The 16879-nt window shown below is 45.8% G+C and carries 12 protein-coding genes and 2 pseudogenes; 10 read left to right on the forward strand and 4 right to left on the reverse strand.

Features of this window, described 5'->3' with window-relative positions; genetic code table 11:
• Positions 1-17: 17 nt before the first annotated feature.
• The 10 genes and pseudogenes from deoC (at position 18) to IPL83_17015 (ending at position 12246) form a co-directional block, all read left to right on the forward strand.
• Entirely contained in the window at positions 18-695 is a 678-nt protein-coding gene (gene deoC / locus IPL83_16970; protein MBK9040818.1) for a deoxyribose-phosphate aldolase, read from the forward strand.
• Positions 696-2003: a thymidine phosphorylase gene (locus tag IPL83_16975; protein ID MBK9040819.1), complete on the forward strand. Its 1308-nt coding sequence runs from the start codon at positions 696-698 to the stop codon at positions 2001-2003.
• A gap of 11 nt (positions 2004-2014) precedes the next feature.
• The gene (locus IPL83_16980) at positions 2015-2839 is read left to right on the forward strand and encodes a purine-nucleoside phosphorylase (GenBank protein MBK9040820.1); all 825 of its coding nucleotides are present in this window, start codon (positions 2015-2017) and stop codon (positions 2837-2839) included.
• Positions 2839-4164 (forward strand): amidohydrolase family protein, encoded by a 1326-nt coding sequence (locus IPL83_16985; protein ID MBK9040821.1) that lies wholly within the window; start codon positions 2839-2841, stop codon positions 4162-4164. Before IPL83_16980 ends, IPL83_16985 begins: the two co-directional genes overlap by 1 nt.
• Before the next feature lie 154 nt (positions 4165-4318).
• On the forward strand, positions 4319-5569 hold the full coding sequence (locus tag IPL83_16990; GenBank protein ID MBK9040822.1) for a S8 family serine peptidase: 1251 nt from the start codon (positions 4319-4321) through the stop codon (positions 5567-5569).
• Between the two features lie 148 nt (positions 5570-5717).
• The gene (gene asnS / locus IPL83_16995; GenBank protein ID MBK9040823.1) at positions 5718-7007 is read left to right on the forward strand and encodes an asparagine--tRNA ligase; all 1290 of its coding nucleotides are present in this window, start codon (positions 5718-5720) and stop codon (positions 7005-7007) included.
• A 9-nt stretch (positions 7008-7016) separates the two neighbouring features.
• Positions 7017-8591 carry a methylmalonyl-CoA carboxyltransferase gene (locus IPL83_17000; GenBank protein MBK9040824.1) on the forward strand — a complete coding sequence of 525 codons (1575 nt, stop codon included), beginning with the start codon at positions 7017-7019 and terminating at the stop codon, positions 8589-8591.
• Positions 8592-8602: 11 nt separating this feature from the next.
• Positions 8603-10104, forward strand: a pseudogene (gene accC, locus IPL83_17005) (acetyl-CoA carboxylase biotin carboxylase subunit).
• 2 nt (positions 10105-10106) lie between these two features.
• A complete protein-coding gene (locus IPL83_17010) occupies positions 10107-10631 on the forward strand; it encodes an acetyl-CoA carboxylase biotin carboxyl carrier protein subunit (GenBank protein MBK9040825.1) in 525 nt (174 codons plus the stop codon).
• Positions 10628-12246 (forward strand): annotated as a pseudogene (locus IPL83_17015) (methylmalonyl-CoA mutase). The gene IPL83_17010 and the pseudogene IPL83_17015 overlap by 4 nt, the downstream one beginning before the upstream one ends.
• 9 nt (positions 12247-12255) lie before the next feature.
• Here the strand turns inward: IPL83_17015 and tatC are convergent.
• The 4 genes from tatC to IPL83_17035 all read right to left on the reverse strand — a co-directional run bounded on the left by tatC (position 12256) and on the right by IPL83_17035 (position 16872).
• Positions 12256-13014: a twin-arginine translocase subunit TatC gene (tatC, locus tag IPL83_17020; protein ID MBK9040826.1), complete on the reverse strand. Its 759-nt coding sequence runs from the start codon at positions 13012-13014 to the stop codon at positions 12256-12258.
• Positions 13007-13345, reverse strand: a complete 339-nt coding sequence (locus IPL83_17025) for a twin-arginine translocase TatA/TatE family subunit (GenBank protein MBK9040827.1) — start codon at positions 13343-13345, stop codon at positions 13007-13009. The genes tatC and IPL83_17025 overlap by 8 nt, the downstream gene beginning before the upstream one ends.
• A gap of 69 nt (positions 13346-13414) precedes the next feature.
• Positions 13415-14044 (reverse strand): hypothetical protein, encoded by a 630-nt coding sequence (locus IPL83_17030; protein MBK9040828.1) that lies wholly within the window; start codon positions 14042-14044, stop codon positions 13415-13417.
• 227 nt (positions 14045-14271) lie between these two features.
• A complete protein-coding gene (locus IPL83_17035) occupies positions 14272-16872 on the reverse strand; it encodes an insulinase family protein (GenBank protein MBK9040829.1) in 2601 nt (866 codons plus the stop codon).
• Positions 16873-16879 lie beyond the last annotated feature (7 nt).

The raw sequence follows: 16879 nt of genomic DNA on the forward strand, positions 1-16879 counted from the left end.
TGGGTTTTCCTGAAGGCGTGACGCCAAGCAGCTCTCTGGCTTCATCTATCGATCACACACTGTTACGTGCTGATGCAACAGAAAATGACATCAAAAGACTTTGCGAAGAAGCGATTGAAAACCAATTTTTCTCTGTGTGCATCAATCCTTACTGGATCTCTTTATGTAAAGAGATTCTGTCCCCTTCGCCTGTCATTGTCTGCTCAGTTGTTGGCTTTCCGCTCGGGGCCACAGCTACGCTTGTCAAAACAACGGAGGCCCATTGGTGCGTTGAACAGGGTGCCAGTGAGATCGATATGGTGATGGCGATTGGAGCACTGAAATCCAAACAGTTTCAGATGGTTGAGAGCGATATACGAGAGGTCGTTAAGGTCGCCGCTCCCGCGCGCGTGAAAGTTATTTTGGAAACAGCTCTGCTGACTCATGAAGAGAAGCGCCTTGCTTGTCAAATTGCAGTTCAAGCAGGGGCTCACTTCGTGAAGACCTCGACGGGCTTTGCAAAAGCTGGAGCAAACCCAGCTGATATTCTGCTTATGCGCGAATGTGTGGGAGACTTATTGGGCGTTAAGGCAAGCGGTGGAATTCGCACCCGCCTTGATGCGGAGGCTCTTATCAAGGCGGGTGCCTCTCGCCTCGGAACCAGCGCAGGCCCCGCAATCATGAACAGACAGACTCAGGCCTCAGAGGTTTATTGAGTGGAAAACTACATTCCCGCAGAACTCATTAAGAAAAAACGGCGCGGCTCAAATCACAGCCGTGAAGAACTCGCTTACATCGTGAATGAATTTACGGCTCAACGCCTTCCTGACTACCAAATGTCGGCCTGGCTGATGGCTGTTTGTTTTCAGGGGATGAGCGAGAATGAAACCTCCGAATTTACAGCTCTTATGCGCGATTCAGGACAGGTCTTGAATTTTAAAAACACTCATCCACTCGTCATTGATAAACACAGCACAGGAGGAGTGGGTGACAAAACTTCTTTGATCGTCGGCCCCCTCGCCGCGGCTGCGGGTGTGCACGTAGCCATGGTTGCTGGCAGAGGGCTCGGTCATACTGGTGGCACGCTTGATAAACTGGAAAGCATCCCAGGCCTTTCGGTCCAAATGTCGTTAAGTGATTTTCAACGAAATGTTGTTGAGAATGGGATTGCGATTATTGGGCAAACTGCTGAGCTCTGCCCAGCTGACAAATTTATTTATGCCTTGCGTGACGTCACAGGAACGGTGGACTCCTTGCCACTCATTTGCAGCAGCATTATGTCAAAAAAACTCGCGGAAGGGCTAGGTGGCCTTGTGCTCGATGTGAAATTTGGCAGTGGCGCCTTTATGAAGTCCTTTGAGCAAGCCCTTGTTCTGGCCAAATCCTTGCAGAATATTGGAAAACACAATGGACTACCAGTCACCGCTCTCCTCACCAACATGGATCAGCCTCTCGGTCAGTTCGTCGGCAATGCACTAGAGGTCGGGGAATGCCTTCAAATCCTCAAGGGTGAATTATCCCCTTCCTTTGCTGATACTCGCGAGCTTTCAATAGACCTCGCGTCTCACATGATTTATCTCGGGAAGAAAGCCTCTTCGGTCGCGGAGGGGCGAACGCTCGCAACAAAACTCTTACAAACAGGTCAAGCTTACGAGGTATTCTCCGCCCTCTGCAAACGCCAGGGCGCCAGAAGCCTAGATAATTTGCCACGGGCAAAGAATATTTTTGATTTGCATAGCGAAGCCGAAGGCTACGTTGTCGGCTTCGACACAGAAATGATTGGTGTCGCGTCAATCATTTTGGGAGCGGGCCGAACATCAGCAAATGATCAAATTGATCCTGCCTCTGGCATTGAATGCCTTGTTAAAATCGGCTCTAAAGTAAACAAGGGTGATCTTCAATTTAGAGTGCACGGGAATGACTCTCATAGGATAAATGAAGCCATGAATAAAATTCGCACAGCGATTCGATATTCTTCAGCTCCTCCAGCCCCAACTCCACTTGTAGCAAAAATTTTATATTAAGGAGTTCATTGATGACATCAGGAGAACAGGACAGAATAGAAGAAGCGGCCTCCTTTATTCGCTCTAAAACGAACTTTTTGCCAAAAATTGGGATCACACTTGGGTCTGGTCTCTCTTCTTTTGCTGAGCAGGTAAATGAAAAGGTCGAATTTTCGTTCAGTGAAATTCCCCACTTTCTCCCCCCGACCGTAGACGGCCACCCGGGCAAGCTTGTTCTTGGTACGATCGGCAGGAGTACAGTTGCCGTGTTTCAAGGTCGTATTCACTTTTACGAAGGTCATTCTCCAAGTGAAGTCGTTTTCCCAACTAGAGTCTTGAACGCCATCGGGGTGGAAACCCTGATACTGACCAATGCCGCTGGCGGTCTCAATCCAAAAATGAGTCCAGGGGATTTTATGGTGATAACTGATCACATCAATCTCATGGGATATAATCCTTTACTGGGTCCCAATCTCAATTCCCTAGGGCCGCGATTTCCTGACATGACAAATGTCTATCATTCCGACTTGAGAATGCGTCTTTGCAAACTTCTGAAAGAAGAAAATATTCCTTACCACGAGGGAGTGTATGTCGGACTAACTGGCCCCAGCTACGAAACTCCTGCCGAGATTCGCTTTCTGTCTGGTATTGGCGGCAGTGCAGTCGGGATGAGTACCGTGCCCGAAGCCATTGCCGCAAGGCACATGGGCATGGATATCTTGGGGATCAGCTGTATCACTAATTTGGGATCAGGAATTTCGACCACTCCCCTATCCCACAATGAAGTCACTGAAACGGGAAAAAGAGTCGAAAAAATTTTTGGCCGATTTCTCAGAAAATTCGTGGAGAATTTTTAATGCAAGAAGAGAACACTCAGCTTATTCAAGGCGGACTCCTCGTTACCATGAACGAGAAGAGAGACGTTTTGGCTGGAGACCTCAGGATAAAAGACGGCAGAATTAAGGAGATAGCTTCCCATCTCCCTCCCCTGCCGGGCGAAGTCATCACCGCCGCACGAGGTAATTTTGTTATTCCGGGGCTCATTCAAGCTCACACGCATACCTGTCAAGCGCTGTTCCGAGGTCTTGCTGACGACCTCTCCTTGCTCGACTGGTTAAAAAAGAAAATCTGGCCTCTTGAATCGGCCCATAACCATGCCTCCATGACTGCCTCAGCACAAATTGCAATGCTTGAAATGCAGCGACTCGGAACTTCATCAATTCTCGATATGGGCTCGAGCCGCCACACAGACGCACTTTTTGAAGTCGCTGATCAAACAAAGATGCGATACTGGGGTGGCAACTGTTGGGCCGATCTTAAATCAAGTTCTGGTCCGATTTACTTAGACACAAAGACTTGCAAACGAGAATCCCTTCGCATAATTAAAGACTGGCACCATCGATCTCCTTTGCTTGAATATGTGATTAGCCCCCGCTTTGGTCTTTCATGTTCAGAAAAAATCCTCGGTTGGGCTGTTGAAATGCAACAGCAAGGAAATTTTCTCATACATACTCATGCCTCTGAAAATCGTAAAGAAGTTGAGCTCATCAAAAAACGCACCGGATACTCAAATGTTGAATATCTCTTCAGGCTTGGACTTCTCAATGATCGGTTCATTCTCGTACATGGGGTCCACCTAACGAGCGGAGAGGTCCGCAGAATGGTGAAAACAAAAACAAAACTCGTTCATTGCCCTAGCTCTAATCTCAAATTGGCAAGCGGAATTGCCCCTATCGAAGATTACCGCTCGAAAGGACTTGTTGTTGGTCTCGGGTCAGATGGAGCTCCTTGCAACAACGTCATGGATCCCTTTATGGAAATGCGCCTTGCGGCTCTTCTACAGAAACCTCATTTTGGGCCTACGGCATTGCCCGCCCAAGCAGTTCTGGAAATGGCAACTCTTGCGGGAGCACAAATTCTCGGTCGGGAAAATGACCTTGGATCACTTGAGGTCGGGAAACTGGCTGATGTTGTCATTGTCGATCGGAATCATCCGAGTGCCTGCACTGTTGAGAATCCCTACTCGGCGCTTGTTTATTCCTGTTCGGGACGAGATGTTCAGCATCTCTGGATAAACGGAAAGCAAGTTGTTAAAGATTTTCAATCCACTATTCTCGATCAAGCAGAAGTGACTAAAAAAGCCAAATTAGAACTTAAAACACTTCTTCGACGAATTGCCTGATCCCTACTTCAGTTTCGCTCAACCTAAGTCCAATTTGGTAGAAAATCTCAATTCTGGCAGATTCCCAGTCTCCCAGACTAACGAAATCAACGGGATCGATCCATAATTAAAATGAAGCCTGGTCATAATTTCCAAGGAAGGAAAACCAAGCATCATGAATGTCATCCGATTGAATCTCAAATTCGCAATGTTCCTTTTCTTTCTCATTTCTTGCGACAAACCTCGATCTCAGGAAACTGTGTTTCCTAAACCAACTGAGGAATGCAAACCTTCAGCAATAAAAGATCAGTACTTGGTCAGGTGGTCAAATGGTCAAATCACCAAAGAGGGGGGAGCAAGCCGAGATTCATTTATTCAAACTTTTCTCCTACCCAACATGAATAGAATTGATTTTGTAGAAAGCGATCAGCGAATCCATCTGGAAAACACTTTAGATAATCTGGCGAGTCCCCTTGGTGAAAATTCTGATTACCCGGACAACTGGGGAATTGAACGAATTGGCGCAGCACAATCCTGGGCAGCGGGTATTCGTGGCCAGGGAATTACTGTCGCCGTTATAGACTCAGGAGTTGACCTTGAACATCCAAGTCTCAAAAATCAAATCTATGTTAACCCGGGAGAATCGGGCCTTGATCATTTGGGACGTGACAAAAACAACAATGGCGTTGACGACGACGACAATGACCTCATCGATGATGTCAATGGCTATGACTTTGCGTTCGATTCAGAAATACTGACCGATCATTCTTTTCATGGAACTCACGTTGCTGGCATCATCGCGGCTGAACACAACTACGTCTCTTATCAGAAGGGACACGTTCAGGGGGTCGCTCCGAGCGCCAGGATTCTCCCTCTCGCCTTTATCGATTCTTCCGGTGGTGGCTCACTCAGTGACGCCATTCGAGCCATCGACTACGCAGTTCTGATGGGTGCAAAAATAATCAACGCCAGTTGGGGTGGAGCACCTTGTTCAAAGATACTTGGCGCAAAGATATCGTCCTTGAGCGAGCTTAACGTCCTCTTTTTATCGGCAGCCGGAAATCGGGGAGTCAACATCGATGAACAGCCCGAATATCCTGCCTCGTATAACCTCAACTCTCAAATTACGGTGGGAGCCGTTGGCCCTCTGAATCTGATGGCCGATTTCTCGAACTATGGAGACAGAAATGTTCACCTCTTTGCCCCCGGCCTAAGAATCGTGAGCACCGTCCCCGGGGGCGGCTCGCGATCAGCCACTGGAACGAGTATGGCCACTCCCTTTGCCTCCGGCGTTGCCGCCCTTCTCTGGAGCTCAATGCCCAAAGCCACTGCGAGCGAAATACGCAAGGCACTGCTGGAATCAGTCGATAAGGACCCCTCTTACAGAAATTCCTCTCAAGGACGGCTCCTCTTAAAACAGAAGTGACTTGTGCCCCTATAAGGCCTCTTTAATGCCTTGCATTTTATGCGAAGCGCTGTGAAGCTCAGATTTTTGAGTGAACTTCTCAGAATGGGCATGATAGGAATCAATCTTTGTTAATAAAACCCATTATTTATATGAGCAAATTTACACTATGAAGGTCTACATATCCGATCTGAAAGATCACCTTGGTAAAGAGGTTGAACTGAGGGGCTGGGTTTTCAATTCTCGCTCGTCTGGAAAAATAAAATTTTTGCTCCTTCGTGATGGCACAGGACTTTGCCAATGCGTTTACTTCAAAGGAGAGTGCGAAGAGGCCGCCTTTGAAAAATTCTCGCAGCTGACTCAAGAATCCTGTGTCAGCATCAAGGGTATTGTTCGAGAAGAAAAGCGCAGTCCGGGAGGATTTGAGCTCGGGGCAAAAGATCTCACCATTATTTCTTTGGCGGCAGAATATCCCATCTCTCCAAAGGAACATGGTGTTGATTTTCTCATGGGCAATCGCCATCTTTGGCTTCGTTCTAAGAAACAACATGCGGCTTTGCGCGTTCGCGCAGAGATCATCAGTGCTATCCGTGATTTCTTTGACGGTCGTGGCTTTACCTTAACCGACGCTCCTATTTTTACCCCAAGCGCATGCGAGGGAACCTCAACTTTGTTTGAGACTCAATATTTTGACGAAAAGGCCTACTTGTCACAAAGCGGACAGCTCTACATGGAAGCAACCGCCGCCGCCTTTGGCAAAGTCTATTGCTTTGGTCCTACCTTTAGAGCTGAGAAATCTAAAACGCGCCGTCACTTGATCGAATTTTGGATGGTTGAGCCAGAAGTTGCCTTTAATGATCTTTATGACAACATGGAGCTGGCTGAACAGTTTGTGGAATACATCGTACAAAGAACATTAAAAAACAAAAGTGAAGAGTTGGCCGTATTGGAAAGAGACACAACAGGTCTTCAGAAGATTCAGCTGCCATTTCCAAGACTTCACTATAAAGAAGCGGCCGAGATAATTTTGAAGGAAAATCCTGAGTTCATTATAGGCAATGACTTTGGAGGAACTGACGAGACCATCATCAGTTCGAAATTTAGTAAACCGGTTTTTGTTCACCATTACCCTTCGGCTATCAAGGCCTTTTATATGAAGGAGGATCCTGAAGAAAAAGGATCTAGCATGAGTTGCGATCTTTTAGCGACCGATGGCTACGGAGAAATTATTGGTGGAGGTCAAAGAGAAGAAAACATTGATATTCTCTGTGCCAAAATCAAAGAGCATCAACTCAATGAGAAAAACTTTGAATGGTATTTGGATTTAAGGCGATACGGAAGTTTCCCACATTCTGGATTTGGATTGGGAGTAGAAAGAACGGTTGCCTGGATCTGCGGTCTAAATCATGTGCGTGAGACAATTCCTTTTCCGAGGATGTATGGACGGTTTTATCCGTAGGGAGAATAAATGGAGCAATTGAATACCGAGTCATCATCAGCCACTTATCGTTTGAAACAGCTTGAAACTCGCAACGAAGAGGCCTTGCAAGGCGGAGGCGACGATCGTGTCGTTAAACATAAGGAAGGTGGTCGCCTCACCGCTCGTGAACGTCTGGACGTCTTGCTAGATCCTGGAAGTTTTGTCGAAATTGACCGTTTTGTAACTCATCGTTGCATCAATTTTGGTATGAGCACAAAGAAGGCTCCAGGCGATGGGGTGATTACTGGCTACGGAAGAATCAACGGAAAGATTGTCTATGTCTACAGCCAAGACTTTACCGTTTTTGGCGGAAGCATGTCTCGCACTCAAGCCAACAAGATCTGTAAAATCATGGATCTCGCTCTAAAAAACGGATCCCCCATGATTGGTCTGAACGATTCCGGTGGGGCAAGGATTCAAGAGGGAGTTGAAGCTCTAGCTGGCTACGCTGATATCTTCCTTCGCAATGTCACCACCTCGGGCGTAGTCCCGCAGATCAGTGCAATCATGGGACCTTGCGCCGGTGGAGCCGTTTACAGTCCCAGCCTGACTGACTTTATTTTCATGGTAAAAAATTCTAGTTACATGTTCGTAACTGGCCCGGAGGTAATTAAGGCGGTCACCCACGAAGATGTGACCAAAGAAGCTCTGGGCGGAGCCGTCACTCATAGCCAAAAATCCGGAGTTGCTCATTTCGCGACTGAAGATGACAAGAACTGTCTTTTGATGATTCGGGAATTGCTCAACTTCCTTCCCTCGAACAATCTGGACGATACTCCCATTTTGCCTACGAAGGATCGGCCCGATCGCATCGAAGAGTCTCTTAACTCTCTTATCCCGGACAGCTCCCGAAAACCCTACGATATGTTATTGCTTATTCACAAGGTTGTCGACGAGAGCTATTTCTTGGAGGTTCAACAACATTACGCACAAAATATTATTATTGGTTTTGGACGTTTTAACGGGCGCTCAGTTGGCATTGTTGCAAACCAACCTAAAATTTTAGCTGGCTGTTTGAATATTCAGGCCAGTATTAAAGCTGCGCGCTTTGTGCGTTTTTGCGATGCTTTTAATATTCCCATCTTGACCTTCGTTGACGTCCCAGGATTTCTGCCGGGAACAGATCAGGAATGGAATGGAATCATCACTCATGGAGCTAAGCTGCTCTATGCCTACGCCGAAGCCACGGTCCCAAAAATTACGATTATCACACGCAAAGCCTATGGTGGTGCATACGACGTGATGTCTTCCAAACATCTTCGTGGCGATGTGAATTTTGCCTACCCAACGGCTGAGATTGCAGTTATGGGCGCTGATGGAGCTGTTAACATCATCTTCCGTCAAGCTATCAAAGAGGCCAATGATCCCGAGAAAGAGCGTCGTCGCTTAACCGAGGAATATGAAACTGCTTTTGCAAACCCCTATGTTGCGGCGGAATTAGGATACATCGATGAAGTGATTGAACCTGCCATGACTCGCAAGCGCATTATCGACTCTCTTGAAATGCTGAAGAACAAGCGAGATACCAATCCCCCTAAGAAACATGGCAATATCCCTCTATAAGGAAACCAACTATGTTATTTAAAAGAGTACTTATTGCAAATAGAGGCGAAATTGCGATCAGAATTATTAGGTGCTGTCGAGAACTTGGAATTGATACTCTCGCGGTGTACAGCGAGGCTGATCGCAACAGCGCTCACGTGTTACTTGCGGATCGCGCTATTTTAATTGGTCCAGGCCCTAGCAAAGATTCCTACCTGCGAAGTGATAAAATCATAGCTGTCGCAAAAGAATTTGGGGCTGATGCCATTCATCCCGGATATGGTTTCCTGAGTGAGAATGCCGAGTTTGCTCGCTTGGTCGAAAAGGCAGGGATTACTTTTATCGGGCCCACCCCTGAAAATATTGAAGCCATGGGAGACAAACTTGCCTCCCGCGAACTGATGAAGGCAGCTGGCGTTCCAACCGTCCCCGGATCAGCTGGTGCGATTGACAACGAACAGCACGCACTCTTGGAAGCCGAAAAAATAGGCTATCCCGTCATGATAAAAGCTTCGGCCGGTGGCGGAGGCAAGGGAATCCGAGTGGCCCACCATCCGGATGAGTTGCCCGCGGCCTTTCGCACTTGCCAATCCGAAGGGAAAAATTATTTCAAGGACGATCGGGTATTCATCGAGCGCTTCATTCAAAATCCCAAGCACATTGAAATTCAGGTCTTCGGCGATAAATTCGGGAATGCCGTCCACATGTTTGAACGAGAGTGTTCGGTACAAAGACGAAACCAAAAAATTATCGAAGAGAGTCCAAGTATAGCCGTGCCGAATGAAATTCGAGAAAAATGGGTGCAGTGGCCGTTCGAGCGGCCAAGTCGATCAATTACGTCGGGGCCGGCACCATAGAATTCATTTTTGACAATAACACCAAAGAATTCTTCTTCATGGAGATGAACACGCGCTTGCAAGTTGAACATCCCATTACAGAAATGGTAACTGGAATTGATTTGGTCCAGGAGCAGCTTCTGGTTGCTGCTGGCCAAAAATTGTCCTTCCGTCAGGAAGAAATCAAACAGAACGGACATTCGATTGAACTCCGGATATGCGCTGAGGATCCAATTTCTTTTGCCCCATGCCCGGGAACGATTCGTAAGTGTCGAATCCCTCAGGGGCCCTTTGTTCGAGTAGATGGTTATGCCTACCCTGGGTATGAGATTCCCATTTACTACGATTCCATGATTGCAAAGTTAGTTGTTTGGGGACCCAATAGACAAACCTGCATTCGCCGCTTGAAACGGGCCCTTGCAGAATTCATGTTAACTGGCGTGAAATCGAACATTGTTCTTCACAAGAATATTCTGGAGCACCCGACCTTCTTGGATGGTAGCTACACCACTCAGTTCCTAGATAACCAAATGAAGGGTCGCGAACAAAAGCAGCTATTTATGTTTGTTGACGAGCATGTTTTTTTGATTTCGGCAGCTATCACTGCTTATATCGATAGCAAATCGCGCAATATTGGTGAATTTAATTTGGCTAGCCGCTGGAAAGAACTTGGGCGCTCCAAAGGCATGAGGGTTTAGATATGTACTTCGAAGCAGAAAGCAATGGAATAAAATACGAAGTCACCGTCACTGAGAGTCGTCATTCCTGGCAGGTTTCTATTCGTGAGGGAACCTCTGATTGGATAAATCACAAGATTCCCAAAGTAGACTACCAATTTGCAGAGGACACGATCAGTTTATTGTTTAACAACAGTTCCTACCTCGTGGATTGCATCGGTAAAGACACTGATTATACCGTTTTCACGCGCGGTACCTTTCGAAATATTAAAATTTACAACGAAGAAAAGCTACTTCATGAGAGTCTCAAGGCAGGAGGATCTTTTGGTGGTGGAGTCAGCCTCGACTCAGGAATGCCAGGAAAAATTGTCAAAATTTTGGTGGCGGAAGGAAGCATTGTTCCGGCAGGCACTCCTCTGCTGATCATGGAAGCGATGAAAATGGAAAACGAAATGCGAGCTCCACGTGAGGTGCAAATTAAATCCATTGAAGTAAAGGAAGGCGAAAACGTCGATAATGGAACCGTACTGATTCGTTTTGAGTCATGAGTGAAGTCAATAAGACTGAAAATGACAAATCGACTTTTTTCAATTCCAGCCGAATAGAACTGAAGACCTGTTACGATCAACGCGACCTCGCACCGATAAATGAGAACCAAGCTGATTCTTCTCTTCCTGGAGAGTATCCCTTTTCTCGCGGAATTCAGCCCAGTATGTATCGGGGCCGTCTCTGGACCATGCGCCAGTATGCAGGCTTCGGTTCTGCCCAAGAAAGCAATCGACTGTACAAGTCTCTGCTCGCTAAAGGAACCACCGGACTCAGTATTGCGTTCGATCTCCCCACACAAATGGGTTACGATTCCAATCACCCCATGGCAAACGGCGAAGTCGGAAAAGTAGGTGTCGCCATTTCGACCATTGAGGACATGAATTTACTTCTGGAGGGAATTCCTCTCGAAGAAATCTCATCTTCTATGACTATCAACTCAACTGCAGGAATATTACTTGCCTTCTACATTGCGATTGCCAAACAAAGAGGCTTTAGCTAAAGAAGCTGAGGGGCACCATACAAAACGATATACTCAAGGAGTACATTGCACGGGGTACCTATATCTATCCTCCTCAGCCATCCATGCGTATTATTACAGATATATTTGATTATTGCGGGCGGGAACTTCCGGAATGGAACACAATAAGTATATCGGGATACCATATTCGCGAGGCCGGGGCCACAGCGGCCCAAGAGATTGCGTTCACTCTTGCTAATGGAATTACCTACGTTGAGGCAGCCTTGTCTCAAGGGCTCTCTGTAGATGATTTCGCTGGACGACTTAGTTTTTTCTTTAACGTGCAAAATAATTTTTTTGAGGAAATTGCAAAGTTTCGGGCGGCCCGACGAATGTGGGCAAAGATCATGAAAGAGCGATTTGGAGCTAAAGATCTTCGCTCTATGAAGCTTCGTTTTCACAGCCAAACAGCAGGAGTCACTCTGACCGCCCAGCAACCAGAGAATAATATAGTTCGAGTGACACTCCAGGCCCTCGCAGCTGTTTTGGGTGGAACTCAAAGTCTACACACAAACAGCATGGATGAGGCCTTGGGTCTACCTACTGAAAACGCGGTCACTATTGCCCTTCGTACCCAACAAATTATCGCTCATGAATCTGGGGTCACCGATGTAGCGGATCCCATGGGCGGATCCTTTTTTATCGAATCACTCACCAATCAACTGGAAACCTTGGCAACGGGATACATCGACCGCATCGAAGCATTGGGAGGCGTGATCGCTTGCATTGAGTCCGGTTGGATTCAAAATGAAATACAAAATGCTGCCTACAAGTTCCAGCTGGACGTTGAGAGTGGCAATCAAAAGATTGTGGGCGTTAACTGCTTTGAGACGTCAGAGCAATCAAAAATTGAAACTCTGAGAATTTCAGATGAGATCTCCAGGGACCAGATCTCCAGGCTCAATATTTTTATAAAAAAGAGAAACGCCTCACTTGTAAAGACTTCGTTGGAGAGAATTCAAAATGCGGCTCAAGACAGTCGACAAAACCTTATGCCCCTATTTGTCGAAGCCGTTGAAAACAAAGTTACTCTAGGTGAAATTTCTGACACCCTTAGGAAAGTGTTTGGGCAACATAAGGAAACCCTGACCCTATAGATTCTGAACTCATGATTTTGTGGTCGGCTCGCTGCTCGGAATTTTTTCAAATATTTTTACCAAAAATATGGACATCTCATATAGAAGGATAAGGGGAACAAGCATCAATATCATGCTCAAGGCATCTGGCGGAGTGAATATTGCTGAGGCGACAGCCAATATCACATAGGAATATCTCCTGTATTTACTTAAAAATGAAGAAGACACGAGGCCCATAATTCCCAAAATTGTCAATATGAGCGGCATTTCAAAAGCAAGACCAAAAACCAAAGTCGTCGTCACAAAAAAGGAAAGGTACTCTCCAATAGTTATCATTGGAGTGTCCGTGCTGCCTCCAAAGGTCATCAGAAATTTAAACGCCATTGGAAGAACAATGAAATACACAAAACACATCCCGAGCATAAACAAGCCAGTGCCAAAGCCCACAAATGCGACGGCGTACTTTTTTTCCTTTTCATAGAGCCCAGGAGCCACAAATTTCCAGACATGGTAAAGCCAGAACGGCGAAGACACCAAAGTCCCCGCCAAAACAGCCACCTTCAAATGAGCCAAAAATTTGTCCATTGGGGCCGTAAAAACCAAGCCTCCAGCCGTGTTTTTCAGATAAGGCGAAATAGGCCCCCTTGCGATATCAAATAAGAAATCACTAAAGCCCCAGCAAACAATAAATCCAAGAAAAACCCCTAAGATTGACCACATCAACCTTATTCGCAATTCCGACAGGTGCTCCACAAGAGTTTGATTTGGTTCGTCGCTAAAATTATTCATATTTTAGTTTGTTCGCTTCAATTGGTTTGGATTCTTCCGAACTGACCTCGGCCTCAACCTTCAAACTATCGAAGTTGCTGTCGCCCTCGCCATCGCCATCTGGAGTTGCCTTATCCGCCTTACCTAATTTATCTATTGATAGCTGCTGGCGTACCTGGTCCTCAGTTTTATGCACAAAACGATCCGTTTGATGCTTGATATCAGTGAAAGAGGAGGTTAGTTCTCCCGTTGCCCTCTTAAACTCATTGAGCAAACGGCCAACAACCCGAGCTAACTCGGGCAACTGCTTCGGGCCAATAAATATGAGCGCTAGAACAGAGAGTAGAACCATCTCTGAAAAACCTAAATTAAACATAAGGGGATGCTACCATAGGGAAATTTGAAGGTCCATTGACCTTTCTTACTGCTTAACTACTTTTTTTGCGTAAGTCGTTGGAGTGAAAAGCCCTCGATCCAACAACTGATCCTCGGCTTGTCTTGAGCCAGTTAGAACATAACGATCATAAAGACGCAGCAAGTCCTCTTGATTTACAAAAAAGGCCTTTTGGCTCACACAAGTCAATACGTCCACAAAATCCAAAAATCTCAGAGAAAAATCATTGAAAACACCCGCCTTCAATGTCCGACCTGAAAGAGAGGCCAAGTGTCTGTAAGCAGACCCACCAATTCCGGCATAATAATCTACGTCCACAATCTTTCTTTTTAGCGAGTCTCCAAAGAACCCACTGATATATAGACTCGAATCGGCAAGCCTTTTAAACATCTCAAAGCTAACTGGAGGTTGGGCGCCGATAGCTTTCAAATAGAGCTCAGCCAACGTCTCCTGGCTCTTCTTCCCGTCCTCTTTAGACAGATAAAAAAGATTTCCTGTATGCAAATAGAATTCAAGTAAATCAACGATGTAGGTTTTGACGTCTGCAGAGGCTTCCAATTTGCATTCTCGAAACGCATCAGTGACTGACTCAGAAAAATACTCCCTGGAACTGGCGACAAGATCTGGACTTGCTACCTTCTTCTTCGTCTGATCCATCCTTCTTTCCTTAATGAAAGAGAGCCAATCAACAGCCAATACTCTCATATAGAATATCGGAACAATTACTCCTCGATTTTATCAAAAATAGTTTGATTTTTGCCAAAACCAAGACCTAATTGAAGAATGGACGGCCCCAGCGACTCAAAATGGATCATTTTTTCAAGTCTCGATAAGTATCCATTATCGATTTCATAAACGCCAACTATTGGTCTGACTGGCCTTGCCTACCAGGGTCGGTCTCTCCCAATCGCTGTGATCACTGAGGGCTGTGAAAATAGGGTTTGGGCGAGTTCCCGAATATCCTTGGCTGTGACGACCTCAAGCTTTTCGGCGTAACGAAAGGCTTCCCGATAGTCGAGACCATAGACCTCGTCAAAAAGAATCGCCGCTGTGATGGCCGAATTTTTTTGAAGATCAATATCATAACGACCAATCAAATAACTTCGTGCGCGAACAATCTCTACCTCAGAAACCAATTGGTCGCACAGTTTATCAAACTCTGTTTGCATCATTTCAATTGCCTTTGCGCCCTTTTCTGGGAAGCACCCAATGTACGCGCCGAAATAGCCCGCATCAATCCCTTCCATTCGCAAAGGAGCCACTGAATAAGCAAGAGATGCCTTGTCTCTCAGTTCAAGAAATAGGCGCCCTCCTTGACCGGCTAAAATTGACTGCAGAACTTGTAGCGTATAACGTCTCTTGTCTGTGAATGTTATTCCAGGATAACCAACAACAATGTGGGTTTGTTCTTTATCGCTTTGGAGATAAGATCTGATCGGAACGCTTGGTTTTTTGAACTCAAAGGTTTCCCCCTTGATTTCTCCCTCGGGCAATTTTTCTAAGAAAGCAGTTAGGCTCTCTCTGAGTTTGTCTTCGTCCAAGTGCCCCGATGCCACCGCCGTAAAGTTCTTCCTTGATACCATCTTTTTATAATGTGAAACCAAATCTTCTCGGGTGATAGATTTTATGCTGGATTCCTCACCAAGTGGATCACGACCATAAGGATGATTGCCAAACATGTTTGCCATGAAATCATGGATAGCCACCTGGGCTGGATTGTCATTTCGGTTCTTAAGCTGTTCCAGAATTACAATTTTCTCTCGTTCAATAACCTCCTCGCTAAATGAAGGCTCCAGCAGAACCTTACCAAAAATATCCAAGCTCTTTGACCAAAAGGCCGACATGGCAGTGAGATTAATCCCAGCTGTATTACGTCCTCCAAACGAGGACAGCCCGGCGGCCATGCTCTCCATGGTTTTATACATTTCGGATTCCGATAGACTTTCTGTGGTCGTCGCCCAAGTTCGCGCCAACAGTTCAGTAAGACCACACTTATTGGGACTTTCGAGTCGCAATCCACCTCGAAAGGCACATCTCAAATTAACGACAGGGGTGTCATGAGCTGTTCGAACAATAAAAATTCCTCCATTAAGGCGATGCCTCTGTGGAATGTTCTCGCCCGAATCCTTAATACCGGCCATTTTCCATTTTAGCTTAGGTGCACTTTTTTGTGCTCTCTTTGATCCAGCTTGGATTTTTGAGGGTATCGAAAAGGATTTTGCCCATTTTTTTAGTATTTCTTCAGCCGTCTTCTCTCCGCGCGACGTCGTCAATATCATGCTGAGGGTTTTGGGTTGAATATATTTTCTTGCAACTCGAAGAATGTCTGCTGAAGTCAAAGAATAAACCGATTTTATAAATTCACTAAAATACCGGTAGTCTCCAAAAAGATGTTCATAGGAGCCAAACTTCCTCGCCATGCCATCAACAGTTTCTAAGGCATAAAACTCCTCACTCGCCAAATTGACGACGGCTTTTTTTATTTCCTCCTCTTCAGGTGGTTGAGAAAGAATAACATGAAGCTCTTCACGAATTCCGTTCAAGGCCATTTCCAAATTTTCCCTTGTCGTGGAGAGTGAGACTGCGAAAAATCCAGGATCAATAGGAGAAAAATTACTCGCGCCAATGTAGTTTACCAATGGACGATCGAGCCTGAGTCGCTTTGTTAATCGGGAGCTGTCCCCTTGACCAAGAATGAGGGCTAGCACCTCAAGAGCTGGAGTGTCCTTGTGACTAATGGGTGGTGTCTTCCATGCTAAAGTTAAAAGCGTTTCTTCAAAAGACACTTTTTCTATCTTTATTCTTGGCGATTTCTGGACTAGTTCCTTGGTGCGTTTCACTTTTCTTAGCTTGAAAGGCTGTAACTCTCCGAACAGTTTTTCCACCTTCTTCTTCATTTCATTGTGTTGAAAGTCGCCAACGACCAATAGGGTCATATTTTTAGGAACATAACGACTCTGGTAATACTCAATGATTTTTCTTCTTGAAATGGATCGTATCACTTTTTCAAAGCCTATAACCGGAGTGCCATAGGGATGCTTCTTATAACTTGTCGAAAACAAAAGCTGACTGGAGCGACGATGAGGATCGTCCTGACCACGTTTGATTTCCTCAATCACAACTTCTCGCTCATTGTTAATTTCCTGTTCGTCAAAGAGCGGAAATCCCATCATTTCGACGATGGCGTCTAAAGCCGTGTCGGAAAAATGTTTTGAAATCGTTATATAAAATACCGTTTGATCAAAAGAAGTATAAGCATTGAGCTCGCCCCCGGCCCCTTCAACAGTCGAAGCAATTTGGCCAACCCCATATTTCCTAGTTCCCTTAAAAAGCAGATGTTCAATGAAGTGACTGATTCCTTCTTCTCCTTTGCGTTCGTCTGCACTCCCCGTTTTCACCCACATCTGCACTGAGACGACAGGTGATTTGTTGCTCTCTACAAATAGAACTTTCAAACCGTTTTTTAATTGAAATTTCTTAGACATCGTTTAA

The organism is Bdellovibrionales bacterium, from assembly GCA_016716765.1.
Classification (GTDB): domain Bacteria; phylum Bdellovibrionota; class Bdellovibrionia; order Bdellovibrionales; family UBA1609; genus JADJVA01.